Origin of the sequence: Sphingomonas sp. GM_Shp_2, assembly GCF_026540875.1 — a bacterium.
Lineage (GTDB): Bacteria > Pseudomonadota > Alphaproteobacteria > Sphingomonadales > Sphingomonadaceae > Sphingomonas > Sphingomonas carotinifaciens.
This window is the reverse complement of the sequence record NZ_JALNUQ010000036.1, coordinates 22,501-42,034: the sequence shown is the minus strand read 5'-3', so window position 1 is coordinate 42,034 and position 19,534 is coordinate 22,501. Positions and strand designations below refer to the sequence as shown.

The following is a 19,534-nucleotide window of genomic DNA, read 5'->3' as shown; positions in this document are numbered from 1 at the left end:
CTGTCGGGCCCTGCGGCACGGGGCAGCCGATCGCCCCGCCGTCCCCATCCTACGCTTTTGGCAGGCCAGCCCAATCGCCAGCACGGTGGTCATACCTCTGCCCCCGAACACTCCTTCCGAGATGGCGGCCCGCCGGAATTGCCGGTCGCAAGCGCGCCTCTGCCGATTATCTTCAAGGGACCAACATCATGCAGGGAGGATCGCCATGCCCGTGAGCCACCGGCCTTTGCCCGTCCGCCTCTCCGATCTGCACGGCGATGCGCGACTGGCGGCGCTGCACGCCCGTGCCGCACGCGCAACGGCGGAATGGCGGCGGCGCGAGGCACGCGCCCGCCAGTTCGGCATCTTCGCCCGGTTGCTGCCGCCCGGCTGGTAGGGGCTTACCCGTCCCGCCCCGGCAACGGGATGGCGGTGCTGCACTTGATCTCCTCCATCGCGAACGCCGCGCTCACATCGGTCAGGCGGACCCGCTCGATCAGCCGCTTGTACGCCCGGTCATAGGCCTGGATGTCGGCCACCCGTATCTTGATCAGATAATCGGTCTCGCCCGCCATCCGGTAGAATTCCACCACCTCGGGCAGGTCGCGGACCGCGGCCGAAAACTCCGCCAGCCACGCCGCCGAATGCTCCGCGGTACGCACGCTGACGAACACGGTCATGCCTGCATCCAGCTTCGCCGGATCGAGCAGTGCGACGCGTGCCCGTATATAGCCTTCGTCCTCCAGCCGCTTGATCCTCCGCCAGCAGGCATTGTGCGACAGGTGCACCCGGTTGGCGACCTCCGCCACTGACAGCGTCGCGTCCCGCTGCACCTCATCGAGAATGGCGAAGTCGATCTTATCAAGATTGGCGGTCATGACGGTAAGAATATCCCAATGCTCGGCCCAAATCGAGCAAAGTTTGGGAGGTTTTTACGGTGCAATCGAGATACACTTCGGCGCATGCTGATGCCCCTCGCCGCGCTGCCCCCCTCCTGCCCGCTTGCCGAAACGCTGGGCGTCATCGCCACCGAACGCCCGGACGATCGCGGCTTCGTCGATGCCGCACTCGCCATCATCGACCGCGACCGGCGGCGCTGCCCGGAAACGCCACTGCTCACGCTGCACCTGCCCGCGACGCCGGGCATCGACCTGTATCTGAAGGACGAATCCGCCCACCCGACAGGCAGCCTCAAGCACCGCCTGGCCCGGTCGCTGTTCACCGCCGGCCTTGTTGCCGGGGTCATCCGCTGCGACACGCCGTTGGTCGAGGCGTCATCGGGCTCGACCGCGGTGTCGGAGGCCTATTTCGCCCGTCTTCTCGGCCTCCCCTTCCATGCGGTCATGCCGGTCGGCACCTCGGTGGCAAAGGTCCGCGCGATCGAGGCGCAGGGGGGCCTGTGTCACCTCGTCGCGCCGCACGCGCTTTATGCCGAGGCCGCATCGCTGGCCCGGGCGCAGGGCGGCGTCTATCTCGATCAGTTCACCAATGCCGCACGCGCGACCGACTGGCGCTGCGACAATATCGGCTCCGCCATCCTTCAGCAGATGGCGGGCGAACCCCATGCGCTCCCCGCCTGGATCGTGGCGGGCGCCGGCACCGGCGGCACCGCCGCCACCATCGGCCGCCACCTGCGCTACCGTGGCCTTTCCACCCGGCTATGCGTCGCCGATGTCGAACACAGCGCCTTTTTCGAGGGGTATCGCGACGCCGATCCCGATGCCACCGCCGATCGCCCGTCGCGGATCGAAGGGGTCGGACGCCCTCGCGTCGAACCCTCCTTCCTGCCCGGCACCGTCGACCGGATGATGAAGCTGCCCGATGCCGTCTCGATCGCGGGCATGCGTATCGCGGGCGATCTGCTCGGCCGCCGCGTCGGTCCCTCGACCGGGCTCAACTTCGTCGCCACCGCGCTGCTCGCCACCCAGATGCACGCCGCCCGGCAGTCGGGATCGATCGCCACCATCCTGTGCGATGCGGGCGATCGCTACGCCGAATGCCATCAGAACCGCGACTGGCTGGCGCGGCAGGGCCTTGCCACCGCGGTCGATACTGCCGAAATGAAGCTGCGTACCGCCCTGTTGCGGCGGCCTTGAGGAGCGTTCATGTCCCCCAATCCCCTGCTTGCCGACCACGACCTGCCCGATTTCGCCGCGATCCGCCCCGAACATCTCGTTCCCGCCGTCACCGGTCTGATCGAACAGGGCCGCGCCGCCGCCGATGCGATTGCCGGCTCCAACATCCGTGACTTCGACAGCGTCGTTCTCGCCAGCGAGCGGGCGGGCTTTGCCCTGGCGCGCGGCTGGTCACCCGCCGGGCATCTCCATGCCGTCGCCGACACGCCCGAATACCGCGCCGCCTATGCGCAGGCGCAGACCATCCTTGCCGAATATGGCATGGAAGCCGCGCAGGACGCCCGCCTCTATGCGGCCTATGCGCTGGTCGATGCGACGGGCCAGTCCCCCGCCGCCGAACGTGCGGTCGAACTGGCGTTGCGCGATTTCCGCCTCGCCGGCGTCGCGCTGGAGGACGAGGCCAAGGCGCGGTACCGCCAGATCGGCGTCGAGCTGAACCAGCTTGCCACCGAGTTCAGCAACGCCGTGCTGGACGCCACGGAAGCGTGGAGCGAGCACGTCACCGACGAGGCACTGCTGGACGGCCTGCCGGACACTGCCAAGGCGATCCTTGCCTCCTATGCCGCGGAAAAGGGTCTGGACGGCTGGCTCGTCACCTTGCGCGAACCCAGCGTGCAGGCGGTTTTGACCCATGCCCGCGACCGCGACCTGCGCGCCCGCCTGTACCGCGCCTATGCCACCCGCGCGTCCGACCAGGCGGCTGATACCAGCTTCGACAACGGCCCCCGGATTGAGCGTATCATGGCGCTGCGTCATGAGGCGGCGCAACTGCTCGGCTTCTCCGATGCCGCGGCGCGTTCGGTGGAAACCAAGATGACGCAGTCGGCGGACGAGGCGCTGGCCTTTCTCGCTGATCTCGCCCGCCGCGCCCGCCCGCTGGCCGAGGCCGAACTGGCCGAAGCTCGCGGGTTCGCCGCCGAGCGGTTCGGCATCGCCGAGCTGATGCCATGGGATACGGCCTTCGTTGCCGAGGCACTGCGCCGCGAGCGCTACGGCGTCGACCGGGAGGCGATCCGCGCCTATTTCCCGCTGCCCCGCGTGATGCAGGGTACCCGCGCCTTGATCCGTCGCCTGTTCGATGTCGAACTGGTCGAGCGGGACGACGTATCGACCTGGCACGCCGATGTCCGCTTCTACGATGTGGTGGATGCCGCCGGTGCGGTCGTCGCCGGCGTCTATCTCGATCTCCACGCCCGCGCCGGCAAGCGTGGCGGCGCCTGGATGGACGTGTGCCGCCCGCGCTTCCGCGATGCGGATCGCTTCCACCGACCCGTCGCCTATCTCACCTGCAACTTCCCGCCCGCCACCGCCGATGGCCCCGCCCTGCTCGCGCACGGCGACGTGGTGACGCTGCTCCATGAATTCGGCCACGTTCTCCATCATCTGCTGACCGAGGTCGATCTGCCCTCGATCGGCGGCATTTCGGGCGTGGAATGGGACGCGGTTGAACTGCCCAGCCAGTTCATGGAGAATTTCGCCTGGGACCGCGCCACCCTGGCGGAGCTTTCCGGCCATGTCGCCACCGGCGAGCCGCTGCCCGACGCCATGTTCGCACAGATGCTCGCCGCACGTCGTTTCCAGGCCGGGCTGTTCCTGCTGCGGCAGATCGAATTTGCCATCTTCGACCTGCGCCTCCACCGCGATTACGATCCGGCCACTGGCGCGCGGGTCATGGAGGTGCTGGACGCCGTGCGATCTGAGGTGGCGGTGATCGTGCCCCCCGCCTGGAACCGCTTCCCCCACGGCTTCTCGCACATCTTCGCCGGGGGCTATGCCGCCGGCTATTACAGCTATCTCTGGGCCGAACTGCTCTCGGCGGACGCCTTCGCCGCCTTTGCCGAAGAGGGTCAGCCGGCCGGCGAACGCTTCCGTCGCGAGGTGCTCGCACGGGGTGCAAGCCGCAGCGCCAGCGACAATTTCCGCGCTTTCCGCGGCCGCGCGCCGGAGCCGGATGCGCTGCTCCGCCACCACGGCCTGGCCGCCTGATCGCGGGGCGACGGGGCAGGCGATCGACGCCTGCCCCGCTTCGCTCAGAGTCCGTTTGGAATGCGCTGTGAGCGGATTTCGCGGTGCCAGCCCGCTCCCCCACCCGACCTCCCACAGAGTATCCTTGATGGGAGGTCGGGTGGGGGGGCGGGCTGGCACCGCCTGAAATTGGCTCTTCCGCCAATTTCCAAACGGACTCTCAGACCCCAACGTCCAGCAACGGTCCCGTCCCGTTGAACCGCCCCGCCTGGTAATCGCGGATCGCGTCCGAAATCTCCTCGCGGGTCGTCATCACGAACGGTCCATGCGCCACCACCGGCTCGTCGATCGGATCGGCATGCCCGAACAACAGCACCGCACCCGACGCGCTGCGCACCGTGATCACCTCGCCATCATCGGCAAAAGTCGCCAATTGCCACGGCGCCACCGTGTCGCCGCCGACCTCGACCGATCCCGCCACCGTGTAGAACAGCACGCTGCGCCCCCGCGGCGCCGGCAACGTGATCGCCGCCCCCGCCGCCAGCCTCACCACCGCCAGCATCACCCCCGTCAGCGAGCGGATCGGCCCCTCGGCCGCCCCATACGCCCCCGACACCAGCGCCACACTGCCGCCCTCCACCGTCAGCACCGGGATCGCATCGCCCTGCAACCCGGTATAGCGCGGCGCCGTCATCTTCAGCCGCGACGGCAGGTTCACCCAAAGCTGCAATATCTCCAGCGCCCCGCCCTCGCGCTTGAACGCCGGCGGCGACACCTCCGCATGGATCAGCCCGGACCCCGCCGTCATCCACTGCACCCCGCCCGCCTCGATCACGCTCTGGTGCCCGCCCGTATCGTGATGCGCCAGACTACCCGACAGGATGAAGGTCACCGTCTCGAACCCGCGATGCGGATGCGGTCCGAACGGCAATCCGCCATTGTTCGGTGCATAGACCTGTGGTCCGTGATGATTGAGGAACAGGAAGGGATCGACCTGCGCCAGTCCGGGTCCCGGCACCGGCCGCCGGGTGACGAGGTCGCCGATATCGTCGCGCAGCGCGGAATGGGTGGCGGTCAGCGATCGATCATGGGTCATGGGCAAACTCCTTGGGGGGGGGCCGGAGCTACTGCGCCGCCGGCCGCGCGGTGCGCAAGTCGTCGGCCCTGGCCTGCGCCGCGTCGCGCACCATGCACCAGCGCGCCCGTTCGTCTTCGGCATCGGCCAGCGCCCGGTGTCGCGGCGGCCCTTCCCGGCGCACCTCGACCAGCGTCATCACATCGTACACCGCCTGATCGAGCGCGGGCTGCGCCAGTACCGGCGCCAGGATCGCCCGCGCCGTCTCGCCTTGCGCCTCCTCGGTATCGCGCAGCCGCAACGTGTGCCGCGGCAGGCCGGCGGCCCGCAACAGCGCGCTCAACCATTTGCCATCCCAGGACGGTGCACTTGCCAGCAGGTCATGGCCGGCCAGCACCGCCACCATCCGCTGCGCCACGACATCGTGCGCCGTACCCTCGGCGGCGAGCATCGCGCGTGAGATATGATGGATCGCCTCGGCCTCGTCGTCCCAGTCGTCCCAGCCGGGCGCAGGCCGGATCAGATGCGCCTCGCTGCCGCCATCCTCGAACACCCATCCGACCTCGATCGGATAGCCATGCTTGTTCAGCGAGGATGCCTCGAAATCCAGAAACACCAACATGGCCGGTTCAACGCACCGGCAGGGCATTCGGCGCCGCGTCAGGCGGCGGCGGGCACCTCTGCGATCACCAGACCGGTATTGGCACCACGCGCGGTGCGCCCGGCATTGATGCTGTCGACCATCAATTCATACTGATCGGCCGAATAGCCCGCCGCCAGGAACCGGCGCACCTCATGCGGGGCCACGGTATAACCATGATGCCAGCTCAGCACCGCCATCCGGCGCAGCGCCTCGAGCTGCGGGTCGGCCAGCCGCGGATTGTGCCGCTCGCCGAACAGCGCACCCATCGCCATCGCCAGCCGGCCGGGCGACCGCAGCGTCGCGATCCGGTCCTTCTGCGCCAGCGCCACCACCTGCCATTCCAGCGCCGACAGGCTCGCTGCACGCGGGGCCGGCGCAGGCGCCTTTACCGGCCGCGTCACCGCCGCACGCGCCATTGCCGGGCCGCCCAGTTCCGAAAAGCCGAGATATGCCATGCCCATCACTCCCTGCACATGGCCGGCCGCACCCGCCGAGCCGCAGCCCGGCGGCGTCCGTCACGCCGACCGTTGACCAAAATCCCAAGATGGTCCGCCGCGATCGGCTGCGACCATCTTCTATACCAGCCGGTATAAAAGCGGCTGGCGGACCCGTCAACGGCTTTCTGTACCGAACGGTATTTTTGTTGGAAAGGCCCCCTGCGTCAGGCTGCGCCGATGCCCAGCTTCCGCTCCATCTCCTCCAGCGGCACGCCCTTGGTCTCCGGGAAATAGACCAGCACCACCACGAACTGCAGCGCCATCATCACGGCAAAGAACAGGAAGGGCAGGCTTGCCGACATCGCCGCCACCACCGGGAAGCCCGCCGCGATCACCGCGTCCAGCCCCCAATGGGTGGAGGCCCCGACCGCGCTGCCGCGCCCGCGCACGCCGGTCGGGAACACCTCGCTGATATATACCCAGATCACCGCCCCCGTGCTCGGCGCAAAGAAGGCGATGAAGCCGATCAGCGCCCACAGCACCAGATGCGCCGGCAGCATCCCGCCCATCGCCAGTCCGGCGACGCTCAGGCACACCGCCATCCCCGCCGATCCGATCAACAGCAGCGTCCGCCGCCCCAGCCGGTCGATCAGCAGCATACCGACCACGGTAAACAGCGCATTGACCAGCCCGATGATCACCGCCTGCATATCCGCGGACAGCGATCCCCCCGCCGCCGCAAAGATGTCGTTCAGATAATAAAGCAGTGCGTTGATGCCCGACAACTGGTTGAACCCGGCGACCAGGATCGCCAGCATGATCGGCTTGGAATGCCGCCGCCACGACAGGCGCTCGCCCCCCGGCTGTGCGGTCGCCGCCTGTTCCCCCGCCCGTTCGATGGCGTCGATCTCGCGGTCCACCTGCGCCGCGTTCATGCCGATCCGCCCCAGCGCATCGCGCGCCTCCGCTGTCGCGCCGCGTCCGACCAGCCAGCGCGGGCTGTTGGGGATGCGCAGCAACAACAGCAGGAAGACGACCGCGGGCACCGCACTCACCCCGAACTTCCACCGCCAGTCGCTAAGGCCCAAATCCATCGATGCGATGATCGCGTTCGACACATAGGCGAGCAGGATGCCCAGGATGATGTTGAACTGGAACGCCGCGACCAGCCCGCCGCGTTTGCTGGGCGGCGCGATCTCGGAGATATAGACGGGCGCCAGCACGGACGATCCACCGACCGCCAGTCCCGCGATTACCCGGAACAGCACCAGCGATCCCCAGTCCCAGGCGAGCCCGCAGCCGAGCCCCCCGACGACATAGAAGACCGCCAGCACGCGCAGCGTATTGCGGCTGCCGAACCGGTCGCCCGGAATCCCGGCGGTCAGCGCGCCGACCAGCGTGCCCCACAAGGCCGCTGACACGGTGATGCCCAGCCAGAAGGGATCGAGCCGGAAGGTCCGCACCATCGCCTCGGTGGTGCCGGAGATGACCGCGGTGTCGAACCCGAACAACAGGCCCGCGAGCGCCGCGGTGGCGATACAGGCGATCAGTCCGGGGTTCAGCAGCGATGGTTCGTCGGCCGAACCGCCGGTCGTTGGTGCCACCTGCATGCACTTAGTCTCCCGCTTCCACGCGCGTCCCGCCCGTGCGTCGCAGGCTTTTCTAGAGGCGGATCAGCGGCTCGGCCAGAGTGCCAGACTCGTTTCGACCAGACGGTCCAGCGCCTCGCGCGGCGCGCCCGATCCGGCCTGGACCGCCATGCCCTGCAGGATCGCATATAGATGGCTGGTCAGTCCTTCCGGGTCGATATGCGGCGGCAGGTCGCCGTCGCTGCGTGCCCGTTCGAACCGCTCCAGCAACATGCGGTGGGACGAGGCCCGCCGCGCCACCACCGCCTCGCGGATCGACTCCGCCTCGGGGCCACAGGCGACGCTGCTGATCACGCCCAGACAGCCATGGGGCTCGTCGCACCGCGTCTGCGCATCCACCGCTCCGCGCAGCAGCGCTTCCGCGACGCCGCGTGCCGTCGGCTGGTCGAGCGCGGCGCGGACATAGGCCATCTTCTCGGCCTCATACAGGTCCAGCGCCTTGTGGAACAACGCTTCCTTGTTGCCGAACGCGGCATACAGGCTGGGCTTGGTGATCCCCATCGCGCCGGTCAGATCGGCCAGCGACGCGCCGTCATATCCCTTGCTCCAGAACACGCGCAGCGCCTTGGCCAGGGCGGCATCGACGCAGAATTCGCGCGGCCGGCCCTTGGTCACGGTGCAGTCGGGAACGTCGGTCACAGTTTCCATAACGAGCGGTATATAAGTCTGCCCGGCGCCAAGTCCACCCATCGGCTTTTTTGCGGCGGCCGGGGGAACGCGGCGCACTCCATTCGTTCCTGCCGCGACTGCAAACGAAAACGGAGATCGGCATGAGCCTCGCATCGGCACTCGGACTGGGTGGCAAGAAGGTCCGCTACGCCATGGTCGGCCTGGGCGACATCACCCAGTCGGCAATGCTGCCCGGCGTCAAGCACACCGGCAATTCGGAGGTGACCGCGCTCGTCTCCGGCGACGCGGAAAAGCTCGCCAAGGTCGGCGACGCATACGGCGTGGAGGGACGGTATCGCTACGACCAGTTCGATGCGCTGATCGCGTCGGGCACGATCGACGCGATCTATATCGGCACCCCCAACTGGCGCCATGCCGAGTTCGCGGTTCCGGCGCTGAACGCCGGCATCCACGTTCTTTGCGAAAAGCCGCTGGAGGTTTCCGCCGAACAGGCCCGCGCGATCCTGGCGGCGGAAAAGGCGGGCAAGGCGAAGTTGATGACCGCCTATCGTCTCCATTTCGAACCCGCGACGCTGGACGCCATCCGCCGCATCCGCGCAGGCGAACTGGGCGACGTCCTCGCCTTCACCTCCTGCTTCGGCCAGATGCTCGACCCCGCCAACCACCGCGCCCATCACGGTATCGAGGCGGGCCCGCTGTTCGACATGGGCGCCTATCCGATCAACGCCATCCGCTACCTGTTCGGGGCGGAGCCGGTCGAGGTCGTCTCGGCGGTCGGCACCCGTCATCCGGAGGCCGGCTTCGGCGATCTGGATGACACGATCACCGTCACCTTGCGCCTGCCCGGCGACCGCTTCGCCCAGTTCGTCGTCAGCTATTATCTGAACGGCGTCGAGACGCTGACCATCGCCGGCACCAAGGGGTCGATCACGCTCAACCCGGCCTATACCTTCGGCAAGTCGCTCGAACAGATCCGCACCATCGGTCAGGATACCGAGCATCAGGTGTTCAAGGCGACCGACCAGTTCGGCGGCGAGATGAAGTATTTCTCCGACTGCATCCTGGAGGACCGCACGCCCGAGCCGGACGGCGAGGAGGGGCTTGCCGACATTCTGGTGATCGAGGCGGTCGTGAAGGCGCTGAAATCGGGCGGCCCGGTCGCGGTCGAGCCCCTCGCCCGCAGCCGCCGCATCGATCCGGACGCACAGGAACAGCGCCTGTCCCCCGTCTCGCCCCCCGAAACGGTCAACGCTGACAGCCCGACGCGCTGATCCACCTGCCCGGCGCCGCCCCTGCGCGGCGCCGGGCCTGCTCCTATATGGCTTGGCCGAGAAGGAGTGAATGATGACCGGCGACCCGCGGACCAAGACGGCCACCCTGTACCGCATGGTCATGCCCAAACATATCTGCCCGTTCGGCATCAAGGCGCTCGACCTGCTCCGCCGCCGCGGCTTCACCGTTGAGGATCGCTGGCTGACCACCCGCGCCGAGCAGGACGCGTTCAAGGCCGAGTACGACGTGAAGACCACGCCGCAAATCTTTATCGATGGCCGGCGGATCGGCGGCTATGACGATCTGCGCCGCCATTTCGCGCTGAAGGTCCGCGATCCCCAGGCGACGAGCTACACCCCGGTCATCGCGGTGTTCGCCGTCGCCGCGCTCATCGCGCTGGCAATCAACATGCTCACCGCCACCCCGTTGATCGGCCTCGTCGGGGCCGGTCGCTTCATTGCGGTGTCGATGATGCTGCTCGCCATGCTGAAGCTCCAGGATATCGAGCGGTTCGCGACCATGTTCATCGGCTATGACCTGCTCGCCCGCCGCTACCTGCCCTATGCCCATGCCTATCCGTTTCTCGAACTGGGCGCGGGCGCGCTGATGCTCGCAGGGGTGCTGCCGCTCGTCTCGATCCCCGTCGCCTTCGTCATTGGCGGCATCGGCGCCGTCTCTGTGTTCCGGGCGGTCTATATTGAGCGCCGCACGCTGAAATGCGCCTGTGTCGGCGGCAGCGGCAATGTGCCGCTCGGCTTCGTGTCGCTCACTGAAAATGTGATGATGGTGGTGATGGCACTGGCGATGACGCTCGCGATCTCGGGCGCTATTCCAATGAATTGAACGACTTGGCTGCCCGGCCTGTTCGATCCGCCCCGGCCGTAATATAGCCGCCGCGATACCGCCCGATTATTGGAGGAACAGATGCTCGCAATGCTGGCCCATGCCGCAGCGCTCGCTGCCGCGCAGGCGGCGGCATCTGCGCCCTGTCCCACGCCGCCGGCACCCCTGCCCGCCATGTTGTCCGGCTGGCGACAGAGTGCGCCGATCGCGGCGGCGGAAAGCACGCGCGGCGTGTCGCATGCCATGTTGCCGATCGGCACCTCGGTGCGCGCCACGCTGCATCCGCTCGCCGATCTCGCCTTCACCGTGCCACCGCCGCAAAAGGCGTCTCCCCCCGCCACCCAGGGCGGGCTGTTCGCCTTTGCCGTCACCCGCCCCGGCCGCTACCGCGTCGCGCTCGGCACCCCCGCCTGGGTCGATGTCGTCGCCGCGGGCCGCACCGCGACCGCCGTCGCGCACGGCCATGGCCCCGCCTGCTCGGGCATCCGCAAGATGGTGGATTTCGACCTGCGCGCCGGCCGCTACCTGCTCCAGGTCGCCGGCCATGAAGGCCCCGCGCTGACCCTGATGGTCACCCCCACGGCCTGACCCTGGGCAGTTCGTCCCTGGTCAGGTAGCGCGCCGACCGGTAATAGTCGCGCAACAACGCCGGCGGGTTCTGCGCCGGATCGGTCAGCCAGCGCGTATGCCAGGTCATGAACCACAGCCAGTCCGCCTGGGGCCCGAGCGTCGCCGGGTCCGGGATCGGCCCGTTCTCGTGCAGACAGATCGGCACGCTGGTCCCCACGATCGCCTTCACCTGCCCGAACATCGGCGCCAGGTTGCCGTGATCGTCGACATAAAGGTCGGCGCCCGCCACGTCGACGCAGTCGCGCCCCGGATAATAGGCGGCGTCGACATTCTGCCCGGCCCAGCCCAGCACCCAGATCAGATTGTCCAGCTTCCGCTCGGTCGTGAAATACCGGTACATCAGCCGCCACAGCGCCTTGAACCCATCCGGCCCATGCTGCCCCCACCAGAACCAGGTGCCGCTGAACTCGTGAAAGGGCCGCCACAGCACCGGCACACGCGCATCGCGCAATTGCGTCAGCAGATCGGCGATGCCGGTCATCTGGGCCATCATCGCCCGGTTCTGCGGCGTGCCCGCGACCACCGCCTGTTCGACGTCGAACGCCTTTTTGGAGTTTTCATAGCCCGTGCCGATATCTGGCGCCCCCCAATGCCAGCAGATCGACACGATCCCGCCCGCCTTGTGCCAGGCCAGTGCCCGCGCATTGGTCGCCGCCTGATCCTCGGGGTCCATATAATCGAACCCCAGCAGCGCCGGCGCCTTGCCGGTTACCCGCCGAATATGGTTCAGCTCCAGCCCCGCCCCGGCCGATTTGAAATTCTGTTCCTGCTGTCCGGTCAGCGTTTTGGTGCCATAGATCGAGCATAGCCATGCATAGAGTGCCCGCGCCTCTGCCGACGCCGCCGGATTGCTCAGCGACCGCGCCGCAGCCTGCGCCCATGCCCGTCCGGTCGCCAGTCCCGACGCTGCGACGATCGCCGCCGCCCCCGCCAGTGTCGCGCGCCGGCTCATTCCATCCCGCTGTTGCATTGTCATGGTCATCCTCTGCCAGAACGCTATGCTTGCCCGAACAGAGCATTAAAGAAAATTGTCTTATTTGGGGGTCGTGATGCGGTTCATGATGTTGGCGGTGGGACTTGGCGTGGTTGCGGCGTCCGCCTTTACGCAGGCGCCGCCACTCGCCATCACCCGGATCGCGGACACACCCGCCACCTTGCGCGCGCTGCCGATGCAGGTCGGCGGCCGCACCGTGCAGGATGGTACGCAACTGCTCCGCCAATGGCCGGGCACCTATTTCGAAAGCGCCTTTCATGGCTCCGCCATCGCCTTTGCGGTCGGCAAGGGTCGCGTCCACCTCACCGCGCGCGTGGACAACGGCACTCCGGCGTCGCTGGTCGAACCCAAGCCCGGCCTCTACCGCATCGCCGGCCTGACACCGGGCAACCACCGCCTGCGCATCGACGTGGTCAGCGAAAGCCAGGCGGAGGCGACCGCCTTTGGCGGCATCTTCGCGCCCGCCGGCACCGCGGCGCGGCCGTTGCGCGCGCGGGCCCGCCGCATCGAATTCATCGGCGACTCGCATACCGTCGGCTATGGCAACACCGCCACTTCGAACACCTGTACGCAGGATCAGGTCTGGTCGACCACCGACACTGCCCGGGGCCTGCCGGGCCTGCTCGGTGCGCGCTACGATGCCGATTACCGGGTCAACGCGATCTCCGGCCGCGGCATCGTGCGCAATTACGACGGGTTCGCCGCCGACACCCTGCCCCAGGCCTATCCTTATGCGACGCTCGACCACGCGCATCCCGCCGACGATCGCGGCTGGTCGCCGCAGGTGATCGTCATCGCGCTCGGCACCAACGATTTCTCCACCCCGCTGCGCCCGGCGGAACGATGGAAGACGCGGGATGCCCTGCACGCGGATTATCAGCAGACCTATGTCCGCTTCGTGCAAACGCTGCGCGCCCGCCATCCCGCGGCACGGATCATCCTCTGGTCCACCGACCTCGCCGATGGCGAGATTGCGGCGCAGATCGCGCAGGTCCATGCCCGCCTGCGCGCGGCCGGCGACACCCGCCTGTCCTACGTTCCCGTGCACAAGCTGGGCTTCACCGGCTGCCACGCCCATCCCGATACCGCGGACGATGCCGCCATCGCCGATGCGGTTGCCAAGGCGATCGATGCGGACCCCGCCGCCTGGAAGGGGTGACACCCCCCGCCCCGAACCCCATCTCCCGTCCATGCAGATCTTCACCATCGGCTATGAGGGCGCCACGCAGGCGGACCTGATCGCCGCCCTCCAATCCGCCGGCGTCACGCTTCTGGCCGATGTCCGGGCGGTGCCGCTGTCACGCCGCCCCGGCTTTTCCAAGAACATCCTGGCGAACGGCCTGCGCGAGGCCGGCATCGACTATATCGGGCTGAAGGCGCTCGGCACCCCGCCCGAGGGGCGCGAGGCGGCACGCAAGCTCGACCATGCCCGCCTTGCCACCATCTATGCCGGCCAGCTCGAACTGCCGGAGGCGATCTTTCAGGGTGCGCAGCTTCGCGATCTGGCGCAGGAGCGGCCCACCGCGCTGCTCTGCTTCGAGCGGCAACCCCATGGCTGCCACCGCTCGCTGCTGGTGGAGGCGGTGATGCCCGATGCCACCGTCACCCATCTGTTTCCATAAGGGATCGCGGATCCCCGTCGCCGTGTTGTAGCCGCTGGTAAAGGCAACCGGGATAGCACAGCATGACCAAACTCGACGGGGCAAGCGCGATCGTCACCGGTGCCAGTTCGGGCATCGGCTTTGCCGTGGCGCGCCACCTCGCCGCCTGCGGGGCGAAGGTTGCGGTCAACTATCACGGCGACGCGGAGTCCGCCGAGGCTCTGGTGGCGGAGATCGAGCAGGCCGGTGGCGAGGCTTTCGCGGACCGGGCCGACGTCGCGGTGGAGGAGGAGGTGACGGCCATGTTCGACCGCACCGTCGAACGCTTCGGCCGCGTCGATATCCTTGTCGCCAATGCCGGCATCCAGAAGGATGCGACGATCGGCGAGATGACGCTGGCCGACTGGAACGCGGTGATCTCGCTCAACCTGACCGGCCAGTTCCTGTGCAGTCGCGAGGCGATCCGCCGCTTCCGATCGCAGGACCGCGCCGCCGCCCCTACCCGCGCGGCCGGCGCCATCGTGTCGATGAGTTCGGTGCACGACATCATCCCCTGGGCCGGCCACGTCAATTATGCCGCGACCAAGGGCGGAGTCGCCATGCTGATGAAGTCGCTGGCGCAGGAGGTCGCACCCGAGAATATTCGCGTCAACGCCATCTCGCCCGGCGCCATCCGCACCCCGATCAACCGCGAGGCATGGGAGGAAAAGGAGGCACTGGAAAAGCTGCTCCGCCTCATCCCCTATGGCCGCATCGGCGAGCCGGAGGATGTCGCCCGCGCCGTCGCCTGGCTCGTCTCGGACGAAGCGGACTATATCACCGGCACCACCCTCTATGTCGATGGCGGCATGACGCTCTATCCCGGCTTCAGCGACAACGGATAGAGCGGGGGCGATGCAGGCGCGGCCGCGGTCAGCGCGGCCGCATCGGCATCCGCCGCAGCCACACCGGCACCTTGATCCGCTCGCGCGCCCAGGTCAGCAGCCCGGCCGCGACGATGATCGCGATGCCGACGAAAGTCGCCTCGTCCACCGATTGCCCGAACAGCCAGTAGCTCAGGCCCACGGCCCAGATCATCTGGCTGTATTGCGGCGGCGCGATCCGGCTGGCGGGCGAGGCTTGCGCCGCGAACATCAGCAGCACATTGCCCAGCGCCGCGAGCAGGCCATAGCTCGCCATGAACGCCATCTGCCTTGGCGTGGGCATGGCGAGGCCGGGAATCATCAGCAACCCGTTCAGCACCAGCGGCCCGATCAACCCGGCCCCGTAGAGCGCGATCCGCTTCTCGCCCGGTCCCGCGACCCGGAACATCACGATCGCGATCGCCGCGGTGACGCCGGCCGACAGCGCCGCCAGATGGCCCAGATGGAGCGCGCGAAAGCCGGGCCGCAGCACCACCAGCACGCCCACGAACCCCAGCACCACCGCGCCCCACCGCCAGACGCCTACCTCCTCCTTCAGCAGCACGACCGACAGGATCGTGACGAAGATCGGCATCAGGAAGATCAGCGAGAACGCCTCGGGCATCGGCAGGCGCGTAAAGGCCACCACGCTCGACACCGCGCAGATGCCCGACGCCACCGCCCGCACGAACCACGGCCCCGGCCGGCTGGATCGCACCAGATCGCTCCACCGCTCCCCCTTGCGCCGTGCGAACGGCACCGCGGCAAAGCCCAGCACCGCGCCGGTAAATGCAAGCTGGAACGGATTGATCGTCCCTTCCAGCAGCTTGATCGACGCATCGCTCAGCGCAAAGGCGCTGTACGACAGAAAGGCCAGCAGCACGCCATGTTGCAGCATGGTTGGAAATTCCTTGGACGGGGTATCATCGAATGGGCGTCAGCCGCGCCGACATGATGTGCCAGCGCAACTGTTCGGCGGTCGCACCGGGGACATCGTTCACGCGGCGCAGCACGTAGCGTCCGGCAAAGCGTTGGCGCAAGCCGCTTTTCAATCGTGCCTCGACCCGCACCGGCACCGTGACGAACACCGATCCGGCAGCGGCATCGCCGTTCACCGGCGGGGCGGTGAATACCCGCGTATCCGCCGTCTGGGTGAACCCACGGGTAAAGCCGTCCAACGTCTTGCCGCTTGCGCGGCCATTGTCGCTCCACAACCGGTAGGCGCGGCCGAAATCCCTGTGGGCGATCGCCGCATAATACCGCTCGACCACCACCCTTGCCGCCGCCGGCGTCTTCTCGGCCGGGGCGACCGAAGCGGCCGCCAGCACCGTCGTCACCGCAAACAGCATCCGCACCTCCATCATCGCTGTCGCCTCAACGCGCCGTCGCAGTGGAAGTCCCCGGCCGTCTCTGCCAAGACGATCGCGCAACAACGGAGTGTGGGACGATGACAGGTATCGGCGGTTCGACGGCGGCAGCGGAACTGGGCGCCTTGCACCCCTGGGCGACCCCTGCCCCCGCCATCACCCGCGACGAACGCCGCGCCCGTATCGACCGCGCCCGCACGCTGATGGCCGGGGCCGGGGCCGACATGCTGATCGTCGGTGCGGGCGCCAGCCTGCGCTATTTCGCCGGCCTCGCCTGGGGCGCGACCGAGCGGCTCGTCGCGATGCTGCTACCGATCGCGGGCGACCCGATCTTCATCTGCCCCGCCTTCGAACTGGGCTCGTTCGAAGCGGGCATCGGCATCGATGGCGATGTCCGTTTATGGGAAGAGGATGAACGTCCCTCCGCCCTGGTCGCCGACGCCCTGCGCGCCGCGAACGCCACCACCCTCGCCATCGACCCCGCCCTCGCCTTCCTCTTCGTCGACCGCATCCGTCGCGACGCCCCCCACGTCACCCTGATCGACGCCAGCCCCGTCATCGACGGCTGCCGCATGATCAAATCCCCCGCCGAACTGGCCCTCCTGTCCCAGGCCAAGGCGATGACGCTGGAGGTGCACCGCCGCACCGCACGCATCCTCAACGAAGGCATTCGCGCGTCGGAGGTCATCCGCTTCATCGACGCCGCCCACCGCGCGCTCGGCTCGACCGGAAGCACCTTTTGCGCCGTCCAGTTCGGCCGCTCCACCGCCTTCCCCCACGGCCTGCCCCAGGACGACATCCTGCGCGACGGCGACCTCGTGCTGGTCGACACCGGCTGCCTTGCCGATGGCTATCATTCGGACATCACCCGCACCTACGCGTTCGGCGACGTCGGCGACGACATCCGCGCCATCTGGACCATCGAACACGAGGCACAGGCCGCCGCCTTCGACGCGGTCCGCCCCGGTGAGCCCTGCGAAGCGGTGGATGCCGCCGCGCGGCGCGTGCTGGAACGGGCCGGCCTCGGCCCCGACTATCGCCTGCCCGGCCTGCCGCACCGTACCGGCCACGGCATCGGCCTCAGCATCCACGAACCCGCTTATCTGGTCCGCGGCGACACCACCCCGCTCGCGCCCGGCATGTGCTTTTCGAACGAGCCGATGATCGTCGTCCCCGACCGCTTCGGCGTTCGTCTGGAAGATCATTTCCACGTCACCGAAACCGGCGCCGCCTGGTTCACCGCGCCCCAGCCCGCGATCGATGATCTCGGCTGATATTTTCACGCGAAGGCGCGAAGATTTTTGTTCGCGCGGAGACGCGGAGAGTAGCCCCGAGCCGAAGGCTCATTCCTCACCAACGGGTGGCGGCTTGTCTCCCGGTCGGAAGGGGCGAACGCGGGCGCGGCCGACGCGACACCTCCGCGTCTCCGCGTCTCCGCGCGAACAAACCTTCTTCTTCGCGTCTTCGCGCCTTAGCGTGAAAATCAGACCACGCTGAACCCAGCCCAGAACGGATCCTCGCGATCAATCCAGATCGTATTGAACCCGGTGGAAATCGCCGATCCCTCGATGGACGGAATGATCGCCTCGCGGTCCCCCAGGGAGGTCGCCGCCTCTACCCGCCCGGTAAACCGGCTGCGGATATAGCTTTCATGAACGAAGCGGTCGCCAACCTGCAGCCGCCCCTTTGCCGCCAGATGGGCAAGCCGTGCCGACGTTCCCGTGCCGCAAGGGGAACGGTCGATCGCACGCTCACCATAGAATACCGCGTTGCGGCCATCCGCCCCGTCGCTGGAGGGCACATCCGCCCACAGCACATGGCTGACCCCGCGGATCGAAGGCTCCAGCGGATGCACCGGCTCGAACCTGGCACGCACCAGCTCGCGGATCGTGCGGCTCAACTCCACCAGCCGCGACGCACCCAGATCGTCCAGCGACGTGTACGCTCCCTGCGGCTCCACGATCGCATAATAATTGCCGCCATAGGCGACATCGACGCTGAGTGGCCCGAAGCCCGGCACGTCGATGGCGATCCCCTCCGCCGCCAGATAGGCGGGGACGTTGCGGATACGCACCGAGGTGACCTTGGGTCCGGCCACCGCATAGTCGATGTCGATCACCCCCGCCGGCACCTCCACCTGCAACCGTCCCGGCTCGCGCGGGGTGATCAGGCCATGTTCCAACCCGAAGGTGATCATCCCGATCGTGCCGTGCCCGCACATCGGCAGGCATCCGCTCGTCTCGATGAACAGGATCGCGGCATCGCTGTCGGGCAGGCAGGGCGGGTAGAGGAACCCGCCCGACATCATGTCATGCCCCCGCGGCTCGAAGCACAGCCCGGTGCGGATCCAGTCGAACCGCTCCAGGAAATCCAGCCGCCGCTCCGCCATGGAGGCGCCGCGCAGCAGCGGCGCCCCTCCCGCTACCAAGCGTACCGGGTTACCCGCGGTATGCCCGTCGATGCAGAAGAAGGTGTGGCGCATCGTGGCCGTCAGGCGCCGGCCAGCGTCGGCCGCGTCGCCGCCGCCTTTTCCACCATCGCGATCACTTCGGCTCGGCGATCGCCTTCCAGCGGCAGGCGCGGCATGCGCACCCGCTCCGCACCGCGGCCCATGATCTGCTCGGCCAGCTTGATCGACTGCACCAGATCATGCTCGGCATCCAGGTGGAGCAGCGGCATGAACCAGCGATAGATTTCGCGTGCCGCGGTCCAGTCGCCGCGGTCCACCGCCGCGACCAGCGCGACGGATTCCTGCGGAAACGCGCTCGTCAGTCCCGAGACCCAGCCGGTCGCGCCCAGCAGCAATCCTTCCAGCGCCACATCGTCCAGTCCCGCCATCAGCGTGTAACGGTCGCCATAGCGGTTGAACACGTCGGTGAAACGGCGCGGATCGGGCGCGCTTTCCTTTACCGCGACTACGCCCGGCACGTCGACCAGCGCGTCCAGCGTCTCCCAGTCGAACGACACGCGATAGGCCGGCGGGTTGTTGTAGAGCATGATCGGCAGGCCCGTCGCCTCCGCCACCGCGCGGCAATGCGCGACCAGCTCGGCGGGCTTGGGCACATAGACCATCGCCGGCAGCAGCATCAGCGCGTCGACGCCGATCGCCTCCGCATCGCGGGCGAACGCCACCGCGCGCGCCGTGGTCAACTCCGACACGCCCGCGACCAGCGGCACGCGGCCGTTCACCGCTTCCTTGGCGCCCTTCAGCACCGCGCGCTTTTCGTCCGGTTCCAGCGAGTTGTTCTCGCCACAGGTGCCCAGGATGATCAGGCCGGTCACCCCGTCGTCCACCAGCGCGCTCTGCACGCCCTGCGTGGCGTCGTGATCGATGTCCAGCGCTTCGGTAAACTGGGTGGTGGCCGCCGGATAAACGCCGTGCCAAAGCTTAGGTGATGCGTTCACGTCTTAC

General features: G+C 67.9%; 21 protein-coding genes. 10 read left to right on the top strand and 11 right to left on the bottom strand.

Features of this window, described 5'->3' with window-relative positions:
- Nucleotides 1-205 precede the first annotated feature (205 nt).
- On the top strand, nt 206-376 hold the full coding sequence (locus OXR08_RS12765; protein WP_161555520.1) for a hypothetical protein: 171 nt from the start codon (nt 206-208) through the stop codon (nt 374-376).
- A gap of 4 nt (nt 377-380) precedes the next feature.
- Here the strand turns inward: OXR08_RS12765 and OXR08_RS12760 are convergent, their stop codons facing one another.
- Entirely contained in the window at nt 381-857 is a 477-nt protein-coding gene (locus OXR08_RS12760; protein WP_267350353.1) for an Lrp/AsnC family transcriptional regulator, read from the bottom strand.
- Nucleotides 858-941: 84 nt separating this feature from the next.
- Here OXR08_RS12760 and OXR08_RS12755 point away from each other — a divergent pair, with 84 nt between their 5' ends.
- Together OXR08_RS12755 and OXR08_RS12750 are read left to right on the top strand one after the other, a co-directional pair.
- Complete coding sequence (locus tag OXR08_RS12755) at nt 942-2,075, top strand: pyridoxal-phosphate dependent enzyme (protein ID WP_267350351.1); 1,134 nt, start codon at nt 942-944, stop codon at nt 2,073-2,075.
- A 9-nt stretch (nt 2,076-2,084) separates the two neighbouring features.
- The gene (locus OXR08_RS12750) at nt 2,085-4,100 is read left to right on the top strand and encodes a M3 family metallopeptidase (RefSeq protein WP_267350349.1); all 2,016 of its coding nucleotides are present in this window, start codon (nt 2,085-2,087) and stop codon (nt 4,098-4,100) included.
- Between the two features lie 199 nt (nt 4,101-4,299).
- On the opposite strand, the gene OXR08_RS12745 is transcribed toward OXR08_RS12750, so the two are convergent.
- From OXR08_RS12745 to OXR08_RS12725, 5 genes are all read right to left on the bottom strand, one after another.
- Nucleotides 4,300-5,175 carry a pirin family protein gene (locus OXR08_RS12745; RefSeq protein ID WP_267350348.1) on the bottom strand — a complete coding sequence of 292 codons (876 nt, stop codon included), beginning with the start codon at nt 5,173-5,175 and terminating at the stop codon, nt 4,300-4,302.
- Nucleotides 5,176-5,203: 28 nt separating this feature from the next.
- Nucleotides 5,204-5,776: a transcriptional regulator gene (locus tag OXR08_RS12740; RefSeq protein ID WP_267350346.1), complete on the bottom strand. Its 573-nt coding sequence runs from the start codon at nt 5,774-5,776 to the stop codon at nt 5,204-5,206.
- 38 nt (nt 5,777-5,814) lie between these two features.
- Nucleotides 5,815-6,252 carry a hypothetical protein gene (locus OXR08_RS12735; protein ID WP_149683219.1) on the bottom strand — a complete coding sequence of 146 codons (438 nt, stop codon included), beginning with the start codon at nt 6,250-6,252 and terminating at the stop codon, nt 5,815-5,817.
- A gap of 206 nt (nt 6,253-6,458) precedes the next feature.
- Nucleotides 6,459-7,844 (bottom strand): sugar porter family MFS transporter, encoded by a 1,386-nt coding sequence (locus OXR08_RS12730; RefSeq protein WP_267350344.1) that lies wholly within the window; start codon nt 7,842-7,844, stop codon nt 6,459-6,461.
- A gap of 63 nt (nt 7,845-7,907) precedes the next feature.
- Nucleotides 7,908-8,531: a TetR/AcrR family transcriptional regulator gene (locus OXR08_RS12725; protein WP_112382879.1), complete on the bottom strand. Its 624-nt coding sequence runs from the start codon at nt 8,529-8,531 to the stop codon at nt 7,908-7,910.
- A gap of 122 nt (nt 8,532-8,653) precedes the next feature.
- Here OXR08_RS12725 and OXR08_RS12720 point away from each other — a divergent pair, with 122 nt between their 5' ends.
- From OXR08_RS12720 to OXR08_RS12710, 3 genes are all read left to right on the top strand, one after another.
- Nucleotides 8,654-9,784: a Gfo/Idh/MocA family oxidoreductase gene (locus OXR08_RS12720; RefSeq protein ID WP_267350343.1), complete on the top strand. Its 1,131-nt coding sequence runs from the start codon at nt 8,654-8,656 to the stop codon at nt 9,782-9,784.
- Nucleotides 9,785-9,854: 70 nt separating this feature from the next.
- Nucleotides 9,855-10,628 carry a glutaredoxin gene (locus OXR08_RS12715; protein ID WP_267350341.1) on the top strand — a complete coding sequence of 258 codons (774 nt, stop codon included), beginning with the start codon at nt 9,855-9,857 and terminating at the stop codon, nt 10,626-10,628.
- A gap of 81 nt (nt 10,629-10,709) precedes the next feature.
- Complete coding sequence (locus OXR08_RS12710; RefSeq protein ID WP_267350339.1) at nt 10,710-11,216, top strand: homogentisate 1,2-dioxygenase; 507 nt, start codon at nt 10,710-10,712, stop codon at nt 11,214-11,216.
- Here the strand turns inward: OXR08_RS12710 and OXR08_RS12705 are convergent.
- Nucleotides 11,200-12,240, bottom strand: coding sequence for a glycosyl hydrolase (locus OXR08_RS12705; RefSeq protein WP_267350337.1), 1,041 nt, complete (start codon nt 12,238-12,240; stop codon nt 11,200-11,202). The two genes, OXR08_RS12710 and OXR08_RS12705, sit on opposite strands and share 17 nt — an antisense overlap.
- Before the next feature lie 67 nt (nt 12,241-12,307).
- On the opposite strand from OXR08_RS12705, the gene OXR08_RS12700 reads away from it, so the two are divergent.
- The 3 genes from OXR08_RS12700 (at nt 12,308) to OXR08_RS12690 (ending at nt 14,737) form a co-directional block, all read left to right on the top strand.
- Complete coding sequence (locus OXR08_RS12700; protein WP_267350335.1) at nt 12,308-13,411, top strand: SGNH/GDSL hydrolase family protein; 1,104 nt, start codon at nt 12,308-12,310, stop codon at nt 13,409-13,411.
- A gap of 31 nt (nt 13,412-13,442) precedes the next feature.
- Nucleotides 13,443-13,874 (top strand): DUF488 domain-containing protein, encoded by a 432-nt coding sequence (locus OXR08_RS12695; RefSeq protein ID WP_112382875.1) that lies wholly within the window; start codon nt 13,443-13,445, stop codon nt 13,872-13,874.
- A gap of 62 nt (nt 13,875-13,936) precedes the next feature.
- Complete coding sequence (locus tag OXR08_RS12690) at nt 13,937-14,737, top strand: SDR family oxidoreductase (protein WP_267350332.1); 801 nt, start codon at nt 13,937-13,939, stop codon at nt 14,735-14,737.
- Nucleotides 14,738-14,765: 28 nt separating this feature from the next.
- On the opposite strand, the gene OXR08_RS12685 is transcribed toward OXR08_RS12690, so the two are convergent.
- Nucleotides 14,766-15,653: a DMT family transporter gene (locus OXR08_RS12685; RefSeq protein ID WP_267350331.1), complete on the bottom strand. Its 888-nt coding sequence runs from the start codon at nt 15,651-15,653 to the stop codon at nt 14,766-14,768.
- A gap of 25 nt (nt 15,654-15,678) precedes the next feature.
- The gene (locus tag OXR08_RS12680) at nt 15,679-16,119 is read right to left on the bottom strand and encodes a hypothetical protein (protein WP_267350329.1); all 441 of its coding nucleotides are present in this window, start codon (nt 16,117-16,119) and stop codon (nt 15,679-15,681) included.
- An 83-nt stretch (nt 16,120-16,202) separates the two neighbouring features.
- Between OXR08_RS12680 and OXR08_RS12675 the strand changes: the two genes are divergently transcribed.
- Complete coding sequence (locus tag OXR08_RS12675; protein ID WP_267350327.1) at nt 16,203-17,396, top strand: Xaa-Pro peptidase family protein; 1,194 nt, start codon at nt 16,203-16,205, stop codon at nt 17,394-17,396.
- Between the two features lie 209 nt (nt 17,397-17,605).
- Here the strand turns inward: OXR08_RS12675 and OXR08_RS12670 are convergent, their stop codons facing one another.
- Nucleotides 17,606-18,604, bottom strand: a complete 999-nt coding sequence (locus OXR08_RS12670; protein ID WP_267350326.1) for a 4-hydroxyproline epimerase — start codon at nt 18,602-18,604, stop codon at nt 17,606-17,608.
- 8 nt (nt 18,605-18,612) lie between these two features.
- A complete protein-coding gene (locus tag OXR08_RS12665) occupies nt 18,613-19,527 on the bottom strand; it encodes a dihydrodipicolinate synthase family protein (RefSeq protein WP_267350325.1) in 915 nt (304 codons plus the stop codon).
- Nucleotides 19,528-19,534 lie beyond the last annotated feature (7 nt).

Coding starts and splice junctions, on each gene's coding strand:
- OXR08_RS12680 (WP_267350329.1), bottom strand. CDS start 16,119: ATGATGGAGGTGCGGATGCTGTTTGCGGTGACGACGGTGCTGGCGGCC.
- OXR08_RS12750 (WP_267350349.1), top strand. CDS start 2,085: ATGTCCCCCAATCCCCTGCTTGCCGACCACGACCTGCCCGATTTCGCC.
- OXR08_RS12705 (WP_267350337.1), bottom strand. CDS start 12,240: ATGACCATGACAATGCAACAGCGGGATGGAATGAGCCGGCGCGCGACA.
- OXR08_RS12760 (WP_267350353.1), bottom strand. CDS start 857: ATGACCGCCAATCTTGATAAGATCGACTTCGCCATTCTCGATGAGGTG.
- OXR08_RS12715 (WP_267350341.1), top strand. CDS start 9,855: ATGATGACCGGCGACCCGCGGACCAAGACGGCCACCCTGTACCGCATG.
- OXR08_RS12700 (WP_267350335.1), top strand. CDS start 12,308: ATGCGGTTCATGATGTTGGCGGTGGGACTTGGCGTGGTTGCGGCGTCC.
- OXR08_RS12735 (WP_149683219.1), bottom strand. CDS start 6,252: ATGGCATATCTCGGCTTTTCGGAACTGGGCGGCCCGGCAATGGCGCGT.
- OXR08_RS12745 (WP_267350348.1), bottom strand. CDS start 5,175: ATGACCCATGATCGATCGCTGACCGCCACCCATTCCGCGCTGCGCGAC.
- OXR08_RS12765 (WP_161555520.1), top strand. CDS start 206: ATGCCCGTGAGCCACCGGCCTTTGCCCGTCCGCCTCTCCGATCTGCAC.
- OXR08_RS12720 (WP_267350343.1), top strand. CDS start 8,654: ATGAGCCTCGCATCGGCACTCGGACTGGGTGGCAAGAAGGTCCGCTAC.
- OXR08_RS12695 (WP_112382875.1), top strand. CDS start 13,443: ATGCAGATCTTCACCATCGGCTATGAGGGCGCCACGCAGGCGGACCTG.
- OXR08_RS12740 (WP_267350346.1), bottom strand. CDS start 5,776: ATGTTGGTGTTTCTGGATTTCGAGGCATCCTCGCTGAACAAGCATGGC.
- OXR08_RS12675 (WP_267350327.1), top strand. CDS start 16,203: ATGACAGGTATCGGCGGTTCGACGGCGGCAGCGGAACTGGGCGCCTTG.
- OXR08_RS12730 (WP_267350344.1), bottom strand. CDS start 7,844: ATGCAGGTGGCACCAACGACCGGCGGTTCGGCCGACGAACCATCGCTG.
- OXR08_RS12670 (WP_267350326.1), bottom strand. CDS start 18,604: ATGCGCCACACCTTCTTCTGCATCGACGGGCATACCGCGGGTAACCCG.
- OXR08_RS12755 (WP_267350351.1), top strand. CDS start 942: ATGCTGATGCCCCTCGCCGCGCTGCCCCCCTCCTGCCCGCTTGCCGAA.
- OXR08_RS12690 (WP_267350332.1), top strand. CDS start 13,937: ATGACCAAACTCGACGGGGCAAGCGCGATCGTCACCGGTGCCAGTTCG.
- OXR08_RS12710 (WP_267350339.1), top strand. CDS start 10,710: ATGCTCGCAATGCTGGCCCATGCCGCAGCGCTCGCTGCCGCGCAGGCG.
- OXR08_RS12685 (WP_267350331.1), bottom strand. CDS start 15,653: ATGCTGCAACATGGCGTGCTGCTGGCCTTTCTGTCGTACAGCGCCTTT.
- OXR08_RS12725 (WP_112382879.1), bottom strand. CDS start 8,531: ATGGAAACTGTGACCGACGTTCCCGACTGCACCGTGACCAAGGGCCGG.